The organism is Microbacterium rhizomatis (genome assembly GCF_008710745.1).
In the GTDB taxonomy this organism is placed as follows: domain Bacteria; phylum Actinomycetota; class Actinomycetes; order Actinomycetales; family Microbacteriaceae; genus Microbacterium; species Microbacterium rhizomatis.
The window spans coordinates 648865-663131 of sequence record NZ_VYSA01000001.1 but is presented as its reverse complement, the minus strand read 5'-3'; the positions used below and the strand labels follow the sequence as shown (position 1 = coordinate 663131).

Sequence of the window (14267 nt, the reverse complement as noted above, 5' to 3'; positions counted from 1 at the left end):
TAATGAGCACGTGCAGCAGCGGATCGCGAGCGTCGACACCGCCGACGGCACCGAGCTCGCCTACGCGACGATCGGCTCGGGCACTCGTCCGGTGCTCTACGTCAGCGGGTGGCTCAGTCACCTTCAGCTCGGGTGGGAGCAGCCCGCGGAGCGGGCTTTCTACGAAAGCCTCGCCGAGGGGTGCCGGCTCATCCGGTACGACCGCGCGGGGTGCGGTCTGAGCGAGGCGTCCGATCGACCTCCGTCGATGGAGGGCGAACTCGCCCAGCTCACCGCAATCGCCGAGGTTCTCGGCACGGAGCAATTCGACATGATCGGCGTGTCATTGGGGGCCCCTGTCGCGGTCGCGTGGGCGGCGCTGAACCCCGACCGTGTGCGACGGCTCGTGCTGTACGGCGGGTGGGCGGACGGGTCGCGGATCGCCGAGCCGGACGTGCGCGACCATATCCTCGGGCTGGTCGAGTCGCACTGGGGGCTCGGGTCCGACGTGCTGACCGACATCTTCGCACCGGACTCCGACGCGGCCACGCGGAAGGAGACCGGGCGCTACCAGCGGGCGAGCTCGTCCGCGACGACCGCCCGTGCGCTCCTCGCGCTGAGCTACGAACTCGATGTCACTGCATTCCTGCGCGAGGTGCAGGCGCCGACACTCGTGGTGCACCGGGAGCACGACCGCGCCGCCCCCGTCGAACAGGCGGAGGTGCTGGCATCCGGAATCCATGATTCTCGCCTCGTCGTCCTCCCAGGCCGGTCGCACCTGCCCTACGCGGGCGATGCGCAGGCGGTCGTCGCTGTGATCCGGCGCTTCCTCGGGTTGAGAGCGGCGCGACGCGGGGGCCGCATCCTCACGCCACGTCAGACCGAGGTCGCCGCGCTCGTCGGTGCGGGCCTCACGAACCGCGAGATCGCGGCCCGGCTGGGGATCGAGGAGCGGTCGGCCGAGGGGCATGTCGAGCGGATCCGGATGCGTCTGGGATTCCATTCGCGAACCCAGATCGCCGCGTGGTACGCGACGCACGCCGGCGACTCGGGGGCTGAAGTGAGGTATTTCCACGCCTGACCGCTCGTCGTGAACCGCGCATCGTGGAGTGATGATCGATTCGAAAACCACCCCGACGGCCCTGTTCGAACAGCACGCGCTGCGCGGGAGATTCAATGCCGCGTTCTTCCGTACGATGAACCCCTACCTGGAGAAGTCGCTCGGCCCGCACAAGCGGCGGGTCTTCGCCGACCTTCCCGACGAGGTCGTCGAGATCGGTGCGGGCACGGGCGCGAACCTGCGCCACCTCGCGCCGGGTTCAACCCTCATCGCGGTCGAGCCCAACAGATTCATGCACCAGCCGCTGCGGGATGCGGCGCGACGACACGGGGTGCATCTCAATCTCCGCGAGCGCATGGCGGAAGAGACCGGGCTGCTCGACCAGAGCGTCGACGCCGTCATCTCGTCTCTCGTGCTGTGCTCGGTTCTCGACCCGTCCGCAGTGCTCGCCGAGATCCGTCGCGTGCTCCGCCCCGGTGGGACGTTTCGCTTCGTGGAGCACGTGGTCGCCGCGCAGCGCACCCCGACCCGCACGATGCAGCGCATCTTTCGGCGGCCGTGGGCGTGGACGTTCGAGGGATGCTCGTGCGAGCGCGACCTCGAGAGCTCGATCCGGTCGGCGGGGTTCGCGACGGTCGAGATCGAGCGCTACCGCATCCACAGTCCGTTCATGACGTTCAATACGCAGATCGCGGGGGTGGCGACGGCATAGAGCGCCGGCGCCGCGCGGTGGATGTCAGACCGCGTGACCCGCATCGGCCCAGACATCCTCGATCGGAACGCTGTGTCCCAGCACCCGCTCGGCGGCCCGATGCCCCGAGAGCATCGCACCGGGCACGGTCGCGGGGTCATCGGTCCAGGTGGCCTCACCGGCCAGGTGCAGCACCCCGCCGACGGGCTCAGCGAGGTCATCGTGGTCAGCGGTCTTCGATCCGACCGCCATGTAGGCATAGGCGCCGTGCGAGAACGGATCGTCCTGCCAGTGGGTGATGCGGACGCTGGTCGGCTCCTCGACGCTCTCGCCGTACAGCCGTCGGAGCTGCGCGAGCACGGCGTCCACGATCTGCTCGTCCGGCCACGAGCGGATCTGCCTAGCCGCCTCGCCTGCGGCGAAGGTGAGCAGCGTCGGCGTGCCGTGGAGCTTCGTGAGGTCGTACCAGGAGTGCCACCACCGACTCTCCGGACCCTGCTGGCGGATGCCGTAGAACCCGTCGTCCCACCACTTCGTGGGGAAGCGCAGGATGATCTTCTCGAATGCGTTCATCGGAAGGCGTGAAAGGGCCGCGCCGATCGCCGGGGGCAGCGGCGGATCGATGACGAAGTCCGCCGCTGTCAAGACGCCCACCGGCACAGTCACCACGGCGGTGTCTGTGGAGAACTGTCCGCGGTCGGTGTCGATGATAACGCCGTCCGGAGACCACGACACGCGCGTCACAACGGTCGTCAGACGTACGTCGAGGCCTTCCGCGATGTGCTCCGGTAGGCGGGCGTACCCGTCGGGGAACACGACCTCGTCACCGTCGACGGTGTCGTCGTCGAGGCCGTGCGCGCCCAGATCGCCGATCCATGCGCCGTACTGCTCCTCGGTGCGATGCTGCAGGTATTCGCGCACCCGCTCGACGCGTTCATCGTCCCAGCCCTGGGCTGCCAGCGCGATTTCGGTGACGTCCTGGTACGAGGCATCCTCGGCCGACTCGGCGATCACATCCTTGAGGGTCGCGTCGAGGGAGTGGATATCGTCGGCGAAGCGCTGGGATTCGGCATCCGTCAGTCGTTCGCCCTCCGGGCCGAAATAGACCAGAGGGCGGCTGTCGGGCTGATATCCGCCGACGGTGAACTCCACCATCGGCATCCCGAAGGCCGCGGCCGCGGCGGCGACGGGCGAGTCGTTGATGCCATGGATCCAGGACGCGCCGAGATCTGTGACGAGACCGTCGGTGCGATCGGTGTGCATCCGCCCCCCGATGCGGTCGCGAGCCTCGAGGACGACGACCCGCCGGCCGGCGCGCGTGAGAAGCTTCGCAGCCGTGACACCGGCGATTCCCGCACCGATCACGATCGTGTCGAACTCGTTCATGGGGTGTCCCTCTCTCGGCAACTCCCTCGAAGGTATCGGGGCGGACGTGAGCGCGCGAGCAGTTCGTCCCGTCGAGGTGTCGTGTCGGAGGTATGTTCTAATCTCGAAACATGGAGATCGACGTGAGGGCAACGCCCGATGAGTGGACGGTCCCGCCCGTGCCGGACGCGCTCGATCTCGTCGTCGAGGCGGCGTCGATGATCTCGATCATGACGGCTCAACAACTGCAACGGGTCGAGGTGATGCGTCGCGAAGCGCTCGCTGATGCGACGAGACACGGCTACGCGTTGAATGAGGTGATCGAGAGATCCGTCCGGCTCGAGCTCGCGGCGGCGTTGTCGATCACCGAGGCAGCGGCCGGTGGGCTGATCGCCCAGGCCGATGCTCTCGTGAACCGTTACCCCGCTGCTCTGGATTCGCTCGCCGGAGCGCGGATCACCGCGCGCCATGCGTCTCTTCTTGTGGAGATGTTGGACGGTGTCGATCCCGCGCTTCGCGACGAATTGGCCCCTCGGGCGGTGGCGTTGGCAGAGGCACAGCCGGTCGGCACGTTTCGACGCCTCTTGCGGAAGCTCGTCGACTCGGCGCAGGCGTCGACGCTTTCCGAGCGCGCTGAGGAGGCCCTGCGGACTCGACGTGTGAGCGTGCAGCCGGTCGCCGACGGGATGGCCGATCTTCTGCTGCGGATGCCCGCCGTCGAGGCATATGCCGCGTTCGCGCGGGCGACGGCCACCGCGAAAGTCCTGGCGGTCGTCGAGGGCGAGGAGCGCACGCTCGATCAGTTGCGGGCCGACGTGCTCTCCGACCTGCTGATCGACGGCGAGACCTCTTCGCTGGTGCCGGGTGTTCACGGCATCCGCGCCACGGTCGCGGTGACCGTGCCGGTGCTCGCCCTACTCGACGATGAGTTCGCGGCCACCCCGGACGGAGTCGCGACGGTGGAGGGCGTCGGTCCGATTCCGATCGAGCGTGCGCGTGAACTCTGCGGCGGGGCAACGGACTGGATGCGGGTGCTCACACACCCCGAGACCGGAGTCGTGCTCTCGGTCGGGCGTGACTGCTATTCACCGCCGGCGTCGCTGCGCCGACTCTTGAAATGGCGGGCCGAGACGTGCATGGCGCCCGGATGCAACATCCCGGCGTCGCGCTGCGAGATCGATCACACCCTCGCCTGGCAGGACGGTGGGACGACCTCCCTCGGCAATCTGGCGCCGCTGTGCAAAGGGCATCACACCGTCAAGCATCACGGGCGATGGCGTGTGGAGCAGGTCGCTGAGTCCGGTGGGGGTCTCTTGTGGGTCTCGCCGGCAGGACGGCGGTATCGCACAGACCCGGAGCGGCGAGTGCCCGACTGGCGAGTAGCGGAGCGGCGGGTGCCCGACTGGCGAGAGCCAGAACGGGGAACGCCGGACTGGCGAGAGCCGGTGCGGGCAACGCCGGATCGAAGAGTGCCGGATCGAAGAGTGCCGGTCTTCCGAGACGATGGATCGCCTCCACCGTTCTGAGGTACACGATCGCCTCCGCGGGGAAGTAACGAACGAGTTCTGGTCCCGGCATCCGGCGTGCGTCACGCCGGCGTGCGCGTTCCCTCGCGTTCGGTCGCGAGGGCCGCATCCACTGCGGCCTGCACGCGCGCTGCTTCGGCCGCACGTGAGGCAGTGCGCCTGCGACGCCCGAACCAGATGGCAAGCACAGCGATCGCGGCGATCACCGCCACCAGCACGAGGAGCGACCACGGGACTGCCGGCGAGACCGCCTGAACGCGCACGTCCGCCAATTCGGGTGACTCTCCGGCGGTGAGCAGCTCGGGCGCCATCCGGGGGGTGATCGTCGCCGTCGTGAACAGAGCGAACGCGGGAACCACACCCTCGACCTGCTGCGTGACCTGCCAGCTCTCGCCGGGCAGCACCTCGGGGGCGGATGCCAGCGCCGGCGACGGCGCGTTGAACAGCCCGAACGGACCCGTCAAGACGATCGACTGCTCCGCAGAAAGTCGCACGTTGCCCGTGTTGCGGAGAGTGTACGTGATGGTCGCGGCTCCCATCGCGAAGGGGTTGAGGCTGCCCGAGTACTCGACCTGCAGACCCTCGATCGACAGCGCAGGAGCGAGGTCACCGGTGACGCGCACGTGCATCCGGATACCGAGCCTCCGGTCGACCGTGATGCCCGTCGTCGTCGCCGTGCGCGTGAGCACGGTGAGCACGGCACCGCCGTAGTCGCCGGGAGTGACGTCCGCCGGAACCGCCACCGAGAAGGGAACCGAGAGCGCCTGCCCCGCGGGCACACTCACGTGCGACGCGGCGAACGTCACCCAGACGCCGACCCCCTTCGGCGTCTGGGCCAGGGGTGCGGCATCGAGCTCTCCGCTTGTGTTCGTGAATCCATCGGCGGCGTAAAGGTCGAGCTCGAGTGGGCTGTCGTTGTAGTTCGAGATGATGATCGCGTCATCGATACGGCCGCCGGGGTCGACGGTGATGTCATAGTTCTGTCTGCCCGCGCTCTGGGCGGTGTCGCCCGTCCGTACGCCCCAGGTCACGTCGTCGGGACCAGGCGTTGTCGCCGCGAGTGCGGGCGAGACACCCGTCAGACCGACGAGCGCGAGGGATGCCGCGATGACGGCGGCGAGACGGATGCGGCGGAGCAAGGGTGGTCCTTCGAAAGCAGTGCGGGGGAGTGCGAGAAGGTCGGGGCGGGCGCGGGAGCGCCCACCCCGACCCGGGGGTGACGTCGATCAGCTGAGGCCGGTGAGCGTCAGGGTCGCCGTGTAGGTTCCATCGGTGACGTCGATCGGGATCTTCAGCTCGAGGCCGGCGCCGAGCTTTGCCGAGCCCTTCGCGTGACCGGCCGGAGCCGATCCGAGCGTCGCCGAACCCGCCAGGCCCGGTCCACCGTCGAAGGCCGGCGCTACCGGCGCACCGGCCACCGCGCCCGCGCCGGGCGCGATGATCGACGGCGTCCAGCCGAGGTTGGCACCCGAGAAGGTGGTGACTCCCGAGGTGAACGCACCCACCTGGCCCGAGATCGACCAGGAAGGCGCGGTGACGCGAGTGTCTGTGACCTTGATCGGGTTGATGGAGCCGGTCGCGGTGAAGTGGTCGCCGCTGTTGACGGCGGTGCCGAGGTCGACGACGCCGTTCGTACCGTCGATGCTCCAGATGAACTCACCCGGACCGGAGAGGGGAACCACGACCTGCAGCTGCTGCGACTGGCTGTCCGGACCCGAGCCGAGGGGAGTGCAGTCGATCGTGCCCTCTCGCAGCGCGATGCCGTTGAGGTTGTTGTCGTCGGCCCAGAAGACCGGCTTGGTCCCGTCGACGCACAGCGCCTGCGGAGCGGTGGTGAAGCCCTCGTTGTTGGAGTCCAGCAGACCGGCGGGCCGGTCGTACGTGATCGTCTTGGCGAAGTTTCCATCCGTGCCGATGTCGAACAGAGCGAACTTTCCGCCGCACGTGTCATCGCAGACCGCCCAGACCGCCGCCTTCTCGGCGTCGTACTGGACCTCCATGACGCCGTTGGGGAATCCGGTGGCGATCGTGGCCACGAGCGTGAACTTCGAGCCGTCGGTCTGGTCGAGAGCGAAGGCGTAGACCGACCCGGTTCCCTCGAGGCCGACGAAGTAGAGACCGCTGCCGTGACCTGCGTAGGTGGCCGGGTCATACGTAGCGCCCGTGGCGTTGTCGCGGAAGCCCTTGCCCACGAGGTACGAGTCGGGAACGAACGTGATGCCCTCCAGGCCCAGGTTGGCGCCCACGGTGGGCAGGGCTGGAGCGAGGTTCCACTCGATGGATGCGGTCAGTTCTGTGCCGGTGGTCGAGTCGTAGCGCAGCACTGCCGGCCGACTGACGCTGTTGGCGCTGTTGTTGCGCTCGGAGGACACGAACAGGCCGTGGTCGGTCTGGACGACGCCTTCGGCATCGACGTCGCCGGTGCCGTTCGGGTAGCGCAGGGCTTTGCCCGTCTCCCAGCCGGATGCCGGAACCCACGTCGTGCCCGACTTCTGCAGTGCGAACAGTGCGCCGGGGCCGTTCCGAACGGCCCAGAGCGTGTCGGCGGCGCCGGCGGTGCCGAGCTCGTAGCTCAGGCCGCTGAGGTTCGACGAGAACGGAGCGAAGTTCGGCACGTTCGCGTCGACAACGGTGGAGCCGCCGGGCCAGGGCGACGTGACGGGATCCGTCGGTGCCGGGTCGGTCGGATCCGTCGGGTCGGTCGGGGTCGTCGTTCCGCAGACGTTCGCGGCACCCTTCGAGGGCGTCGTGTTGACGACGAACGCGCCGGTGCCATCGTCGCAGCGACCCCAGGTGGCGGGGTAGACCGAGTCGCTCGGCCAGGTATAGCCGTCGATCAGCGTGGTGTTGTCCGGCAGGAAGAGGCGCGCGGCGTCGCCGCCCTTTCCGAGCCCGAACACCGAACCCACGTCGAATGTCGCGTAGCCGCCCGCGGCGATCACGGTGCCGGCGGGAATGTCGAAACGGCTCGTGTTCTTGTCGTCCTTCAGGATGTATCCCGAGGCGTCCACGGGAGCCGTTCCCGTGTTCTTGATCTCGATCCAGTCCGCGGGGACGCCGCTCGCGTCGACCTCGTTGACCACGAGGGTCGGCAGCGTGTCTGCGGACGCGGCGCTGAGCGTGAGGGGCGTGACGACCGCGGCGAACGATGTCGTCAGTGCCGCTGCGGTGAGGGCGGCCAGGATCGGCCGTCGTTGTCTTCTCATGTCGGGGAAGGTCCAGTCCGTGTAGGTGTCGCGTGATCGGGCTGTCCCACGCTTTCGGGTCCGGGCGAAACGGAAGGTTCGATCAGGCAAACAGCAGGTGTCTTCGAACCGAACGTCGGGTGCCGGACGTCTACCGGATGTCGGATGCGGTGGCTAACGTGTGGCGCACACCTACTCGCGCCGCATCGAGGAGCGGACCATGCCTGAGGACGACGACTCCGAGCACATCACGAGCGCAGACTTCCGCGCATCGCCCGGCGTCGATGACTGGCGGGTGACATTCGCAGGACCGCAGACGCACTATCCGTGCCCTGACCTTGCCACCGGGCTGCGGCTCGTCGAGGCGGCGGTCGATGCGTCGGCGGAGACGGGGGTGGCGCCGGATATCGACCTCCGACCGGAGGGCGTCTCGGTCGTCATCCGGCACGACATCGAAGTGAAGATGACGCGCGCGGGTGTCGAACTCGCGCAGCGCATCTCGCGATCGGCCGCGGGGCTCGGTCTCACGGCCGACATCTCGCGCATCCAGTCGATGCAGCTCGCGATCGCTCAGGGCGCGGATGTCGACGTGCAGGACTTCTGGGTCACTGCCCTCGGCTATCGGCTTGTGATGGACGGCGAGGCGATCGACCCCCTCCGCCGCAATCCACCGCTCTGGTTCCACCGCCTCGAGTCCGGCGTGAACGGCCGCGGTCGCACGCATATCGACGTGTCGATTCCCGCAGGCCTCGCTCATGACCGGGTCGACGCAGCACTGGCTGCCGGAGGTCGACTCGCGCCGAGCTCGAACGTGCCAGCGTGGTGGAGCCTCGCCTCGCCGGACAACCACGGCGTCGATATCGCGGCATGGCCGGATGGTGGCTGAGCGGCGATGCCGAGGCGCTCGTCTTCGTGGACGCATTCATCCCCGATGAGGGGGCTGGTGTTGCGATGATGGGATGTCGCGATGAATCCGCCGCGACACACTCACCGACGAGGAACGTGCCGATGACCCACTCGCTCAACGCCGAGAGGTTCCGCGATGCGCGCGACCGCCTGGTCGCCACCCGCGAAGACTACGACGCCGCCACGGCAGAATTCGCCTGGCCGCAGATCGACGGCCCCTTCAACTGGGCGATCGACTGGTTCGACGCGTTCGCGCGCGGGAACGACGAGCCCGCGCTCATCGTTCTAGAGGAGGACGGCGGTCGCACCACGCGCTCCTTCGCTGAGATGGTGACCCGGTCTGATCAGCTCGCTCGCTGGCTGGCAGAGCGAGGTGTCTCGCGTGGCGACGCGGTGCTGCTGATGCTGGGCAACCAGGTGGAGCTGTGGGAAGCGATGCTCGCGCTCACCAAGCTCGGTGCCGTCATCCTGCCGACGACCCTGGCGATCGGCGGCGCCGACCTCGAGGATCGTCTCGTGCGCGGATCGGTGACGCACGTGATCGCGGCCGGCGACCACGCGGACAAGTTCTCGGGCCTGTCGGTGGAGGTCGCGGGCATACGCGTGGGGGAGGGACCGGAGGATTGGGTCGACTATGCAGACGCGTTCGCGATGACGAGCGAACGGATGCCGCACCCAGGCACTCTCGCGCACGACCCGCTGCTGCACTACTTCACGTCGGGGACGACGAGTCGGCCGAAGCTCGTCGAGCACACGCACGTGTCTTACCCCGTCGGCCACCTCACCACGATGTACTGGCTGGGCCTGCGCCCAGGCGACATCCATCTCGCCATCAGCTCACCAGGATGGGCGAAGCACGCGTGGAGCTGCTTCTTCGCGCCGTGGATCGCCGAGTCCACGATCTTCGTCTACAACTACGGCCGCTTCGACGCGGACCGGATGCTCCAGACCATCCGTTCGGAGGGCATCACGTCGTTCTGCGCACCGCCGACCGTATGGCGCATGCTGATCCAGGCGGACCTGTCGGGTGGACCCGGTGCCCTCCGGGAAGTCGTATCGGCGGGCGAGCCCTTGAACCCCGAAGTCATCTCCCAGGTGCGGGGCCATTGGGACCTGACGATCCGGGACGGCTACGGCCAGACCGAGATGACGGCGGTGATCGCGAACTCTCCCGGTCAGCCGATCAAGGAGGGTGCGATGGGGCGCCCGATGCCCGGTTGCCCGATCGTGCTGATCGACCCGCTCACGGGCGAGGAAGCGGCCGAGGGCGAGATCTGCATCGACCTTTCCCAGCATCCGACGAACATCATGACCGGCTACGTCGCCGATCCGGACCGCAATGCGGAGTCGACGGCGGGCGGCTACTTCCACACGGGCGACATCGCGTACCGGGACGACGACGGCTACCTCACGTACGTCGGTCGTACGGACGACATCTTCAAGGCATCCGACTACAAGATCAGTCCGTTCGAACTCGAGAGCGTTCTCGTGGAGCACCCGGCCGTCGTCGAAGCGGCGGTCGTCCCCGCCCCCGACGCGATCCGCCTCGCCGTGCCGAAGGCCTATGTCGTGCTGGCTGCAGGTGTCGAGCCGACCACCGAGACGGCGCACGACATCCTGCTGTACGCGCGGAACCATCTCGCGCCGTTCCAGCGGATCCGGCGGATCGAGTTCTTCGATCTGCCCAAGACGATCTCGGGCAAGATCCGGCGCGTCGAGCTTCGTCAGCGCGAGGAGCGCATCGCTCGCGGCGAGGAGGTCGGCGACGAGTGGCGCGACGACCAGATCCGCGACGCACCGATCGAGGGCGACGCTCGGGAGTAGCGGTCGGTCAACCCTGTCCGGGCCCAGCACCTTCGCGTGCGGCATTGCCGGCGAGTACGAGGTAGACGCTCGCCGTCCAGGTGTACGCGCGGTCTCGGAGCCCCTCCCCGGTCACCGCGTCGAAGTTCTCGGCGAAGCCGGAGCGCTCGCACAGGGCGCGGAAGCGCGCGCTGACGAGGGCGGCCAGTTCGGTGCGCCCCGCCGCACGTAGACCGTCCTCGATGAGGAGCGTCGCAGGAGCCCAGATGGGGCCGCGCCAGTATCCGTCGCTCTCATACTCGGCGGAATCGAGCAGCTGTGTCGCGAGACCCCACTCGGTGAGGTGAGCCTCGATTCCGCGTGCCAGCTGATCGATGACGTCTTCCGGCAGCCGCGGCGACGCGAGGATCGGGAGCAGGGTGAGCAGGCTCGACCGCTTGCCGATCCGCCCCGAGAGCGCCCCCACGGCGAAGAAGCCCGCGTCGTCGTGCAGCTCATCGAGCAGGGCATCCCGGATGCCGCGACCTGCCTCTCGCCATGCGTCGCCGTCGCCTGTGTCCAGCTCGTCGGAGAGCTGCGCGAGCACGTCGATCTGGATCACGAGGAACGCGGCGAGGTCCGGGGCCTCGATCACACGGTCGTGATCGAACGCGGTCGAATTATCCCATCCGCTGTCGTTGCCGTGCTGGTAGTACGGGAGGGCGTGGCCGGGCGCCCGGCGGTGATCCAGCCAGAAGCGCGTCCAGCTCGATATCCGGTCGTACAGCTCGATGAGCTCGCCGTGCGTGAGGTCTCGCGGGAGCCGTTCGCGCAGGCGAGCGAGCGCCCACCCGTGAATCGGAGGTTTGACGAAGTTGTAAAGCACCTCCGAGTGTGCGATCGAGTCGGGCATGGCGCCGCTCTTGTCCTGATGGTCGAACGGAGCGAGGAACTGGTCGAGGGCGAGATCGGTCAGACCGGGCGCGAGCGCGAGCGCGTTGAAGGCGTGGTCCCAGCTCCAGAGCTTGTCCATCCAGTGCTTCGACATGAGCACGGACTCCCGGCCGAGGAATCCTCCGGGCGCGACCGTCGCCGACCAGAGCACGTAGCAGGCGAGTGTGGCGGCCGGGGTGGCGTTGGTCCGCCACGGCGCGATCGCATCCACGTACGCGCGGAAGTCCGTGGCCGCGCGTTCGACGATCGCCTCGAAATCGTCGACGCTCGTGTACGGCGTCCGTGCCGCATCGATCTGCTCGATGACGACCTCCCACCCGTCCATCCCGGAGATGGTCAACGAGCGGTCCGCCTCGCCGAGCGCCTGATCCCCGATCGCGTCGATCGACCCGCTCAGACTCGTCACGCGGTAGCGACGACCCGTCTCGTACGACGTGAAGATGTACGAACCGTCCTGGGGATCGCGCAGCAGGTACGAGCCCGTGAACGACGTGAGGGAGTGGGTGGCATCGGTGATCCTCACATCCATTCCGCGGCCGCGCAGACGCAAAGCGGTCGTGCTCTCGAAGACCGCCTCGGCCGTGCCCTGGCCGTCGGCTTTCCACGTGAGCAGAGTGGGGTCGGCGGTGAGCGTGCATTCGATGCGGTCGCCCTCGCGCAGAGGAACGAGGGCGAGGACGGCATGCATACCGGTCACATGCGAGACCAGGTGGATGTCGTCAGCCGTGCGGTGCAGCCCGACGACCGGAGAGAGATCGAGCCACGACCCGCGTCGGCTGAAGGGAATCTCGCGCACATCGAACGAGGGGAGGGGCTCGGTGGGCAACGGGTGCCTTTCCTTGGTGTCGGGAGCCGGCGAGGGCGGTGGGGAATCTACCTGACGGCAGTGGCGACGGGCAGGAACACGCGCATGATCGACGGACCGCGCTCGGCCCAACGGTGGTACGGAATGAGCGTGAGGTCGAATGACCGGCCGGGCGCCGCATCCGTCCGCGCGCCGTACGGAACCGCGCTTGGCGCGGAAGCCGCGCGGGCGATCGCGGTGGCGGCGACGCGTGCGCCGTCGCCGTCGGAGGTCAGGGCAGCCGAGGCGTCGATGCGGACGTCTTCGAGCCGGACGCCGGTCGGCAGATCCGTCGACTCCGCACACAGCACGAGCGGACCCCTCTCGACGGCGACTGTACCGCGGACGGCGTCGATGCGGTCATCCGGCCAGGTGAAACGAGCCGTCACGTCGAGATCGAGGTCGACCGTGTCGCCCGAGGTGAATGCGCGAGTGACCTCGGCCCATCCCGGCGCCACGGGTGTCGCGGCCGAGCCCGAGACGGCGACGTCAGCTGTGCGAGCCCATGCCGGCACGCGAAGACGCAGCGTACGCATGCCCTCAGGCGCATCGATGACGGTGAGGCGGATGCGCCCGTCGTCGGGGTAACGCGTTTCGACCCGCAGAACGAAACCGCCGAGCCGGATCTCGCCCGGCGCGTACTGCAGGACTTCGAGCGCATCGCCACCCACCGCCGCGAAGTAGGCGGGCAGGGATGCCATGGTCCGGGCGATGTTCGTCGGACAGCACGACACTTCGAACCAGGGCGCTCGCACGCCGCCCTCGGCGCGGGTGTTGACTCCGGCGCGGGGGGTGCTTCCTGGCTCGCGCTGCTGGAGCGGGTTGGCGTAGAAGAAGGCGCGCCCGTCGACGCTGGGGGAGGTCGCCACGATGTTGTACATCGTCCGTTCGATGAGATCGGCATACACGACGTCGCCCGTGGCGAGGAACAGGCGCCAGGAGAACATCACCGAGGCGACGCCCGCGCACGTCTCGCAGTACGCCCGATCGGCCGGCAGCTCCCAGTCGTCGCCGAAGCCCTCGTCCTGATGCCGCGAGCCCATCCCGCCCGTGAGGTACGTGCGGCGCTCGACCGTTCGTGCCCACTGGCGCTCCAGCGCATTCAGCAGGTCGCGATCCTCACCGTCCACCGCCACATCGACCGCGCCCGCGGAGAGGTAGAGCGCCCGAACCGCGTGCCCGCGCAGGGCGTCAGCGTCACGAACCGGGGTGTCGTCCTGGAAGTACTCCGCCGAGAGCAGCGGACGGACCGGGAGTGAACCATGACCGCGCCTGTCGATGAACAGCCGCGCTTGCTCCACGTAACGGTCGTCGCCGAGGGCGCGCCCGAACTCGGCGAGTGCGACCTCGATCTCGGGGTGGCCGCAGATGCCTGCCCTCCCGTCTGCCCCGAACTCACGGCAGACGTGATCCGCCGCCCGTCGTGCGACCTCGACCAATGCGTGCGGCCCCGACGTGCGCATCCGGGCTACCGCGGCCTGCAGCAGGTGACCGATGTTGTAAAGCTCGTGTCCCATCGCGAGATCGGTGTAACGATCGTCGAGTCCGGGGTGTCCGAAGGCGGTCGACAGGTAGCCATCGTCGTCCTGAGCCGCCGCCACGCGTTCTACGAGATCGTCGTAGGTGCGCGCGAGCACGTCATCCGGACGACGGGCCAGCTCCCACGCCATCGCCTCGAGGAGCTTGTAGATCTCGGAATCCGAGAACTGCCATCCTGCCCTCGCGATCGTCACCTCGCCGCGGGCGATCCGGTCGAAGTTCTCGAGCCAGCCGAGCCGCTCCATCCACTCCAGGCAGTGGGCGAGCGTGGCGTCGGCGTTCGTCGTCTGCCGACGCCCCCAGAAGCTGTCGCCGTCGAGCGAGATATCGGTGATCGCGGCGCCCCGCCGTGACGAGCGCGCGGGATCGACGGGCACGGCCTTCAGCGGGGCCGATCGCTCCAGAGCGAGTTCGGCGGGGGAGGGAGACGTCACGG

General features: G+C 68.4%; 10 protein-coding genes. 5 read left to right on the top strand and 5 right to left on the bottom strand.

Annotation, left to right across the window (positions count from 1 at the left end):
* Positions 1-10: 10 nt before the first annotated feature.
* On the top strand, positions 11-1060 hold the full coding sequence (locus F6B43_RS03165; protein ID WP_150447442.1) for an alpha/beta fold hydrolase: 1050 nt from the start codon (positions 11-13) through the stop codon (positions 1058-1060).
* A gap of 31 nt (positions 1061-1091) precedes the next feature.
* Positions 1092-1751 carry a class I SAM-dependent methyltransferase gene (locus F6B43_RS03160; protein WP_150447441.1) on the top strand — a complete coding sequence of 220 codons (660 nt, stop codon included), beginning with the start codon at positions 1092-1094 and terminating at the stop codon, positions 1749-1751.
* Positions 1752-1775: 24 nt separating this feature from the next.
* Here the strand turns inward: F6B43_RS03160 and F6B43_RS03155 are convergent, their stop codons facing one another.
* On the bottom strand, positions 1776-3116 hold the full coding sequence (locus tag F6B43_RS03155) for a flavin monoamine oxidase family protein (RefSeq protein WP_150447440.1): 1341 nt from the start codon (positions 3114-3116) through the stop codon (positions 1776-1778).
* 110 nt (positions 3117-3226) lie between these two features.
* Between F6B43_RS03155 and F6B43_RS03150 the strand changes: the two genes are divergently transcribed.
* Positions 3227-4621 (top strand): HNH endonuclease signature motif containing protein, encoded by a 1395-nt coding sequence (locus F6B43_RS03150; RefSeq protein WP_246159766.1) that lies wholly within the window; start codon positions 3227-3229, stop codon positions 4619-4621.
* Positions 4622-4683: 62 nt separating this feature from the next.
* Here the strand turns inward: F6B43_RS03150 and F6B43_RS03145 are convergent, their stop codons facing one another.
* Entirely contained in the window at positions 4684-5760 is a 1077-nt protein-coding gene (locus F6B43_RS03145) for a DUF916 domain-containing protein (RefSeq protein ID WP_150447439.1), read from the bottom strand.
* Between the two features lie 87 nt (positions 5761-5847).
* On the bottom strand, positions 5848-7827 hold the full coding sequence (locus F6B43_RS03140) for a lamin tail domain-containing protein (RefSeq protein WP_211368003.1): 1980 nt from the start codon (positions 7825-7827) through the stop codon (positions 5848-5850).
* A 199-nt stretch (positions 7828-8026) separates the two neighbouring features.
* Here F6B43_RS03140 and F6B43_RS03135 point away from each other — a divergent pair, with 199 nt between their 5' ends.
* Both F6B43_RS03135 and F6B43_RS03130 read left to right on the top strand, forming a co-directional pair.
* A complete protein-coding gene (locus F6B43_RS03135) occupies positions 8027-8692 on the top strand; it encodes a VOC family protein (RefSeq protein ID WP_150447438.1) in 666 nt (221 codons plus the stop codon).
* A 122-nt stretch (positions 8693-8814) separates the two neighbouring features.
* Positions 8815-10536, top strand: a complete 1722-nt coding sequence (locus tag F6B43_RS03130; RefSeq protein ID WP_150447437.1) for an AMP-binding protein — start codon at positions 8815-8817, stop codon at positions 10534-10536.
* 7 nt (positions 10537-10543) lie between these two features.
* Here the strand turns inward: F6B43_RS03130 and F6B43_RS03125 are convergent, their stop codons facing one another.
* A complete protein-coding gene (locus F6B43_RS03125) occupies positions 10544-12274 on the bottom strand; it encodes an amylo-alpha-1,6-glucosidase (protein ID WP_150447436.1) in 1731 nt (576 codons plus the stop codon).
* Between the two features lie 47 nt (positions 12275-12321).
* The gene (locus F6B43_RS03120) at positions 12322-14265 is read right to left on the bottom strand and encodes a glycoside hydrolase family 127 protein (RefSeq protein ID WP_246159765.1); all 1944 of its coding nucleotides are present in this window, start codon (positions 14263-14265) and stop codon (positions 12322-12324) included.
* Positions 14266-14267 lie beyond the last annotated feature (2 nt).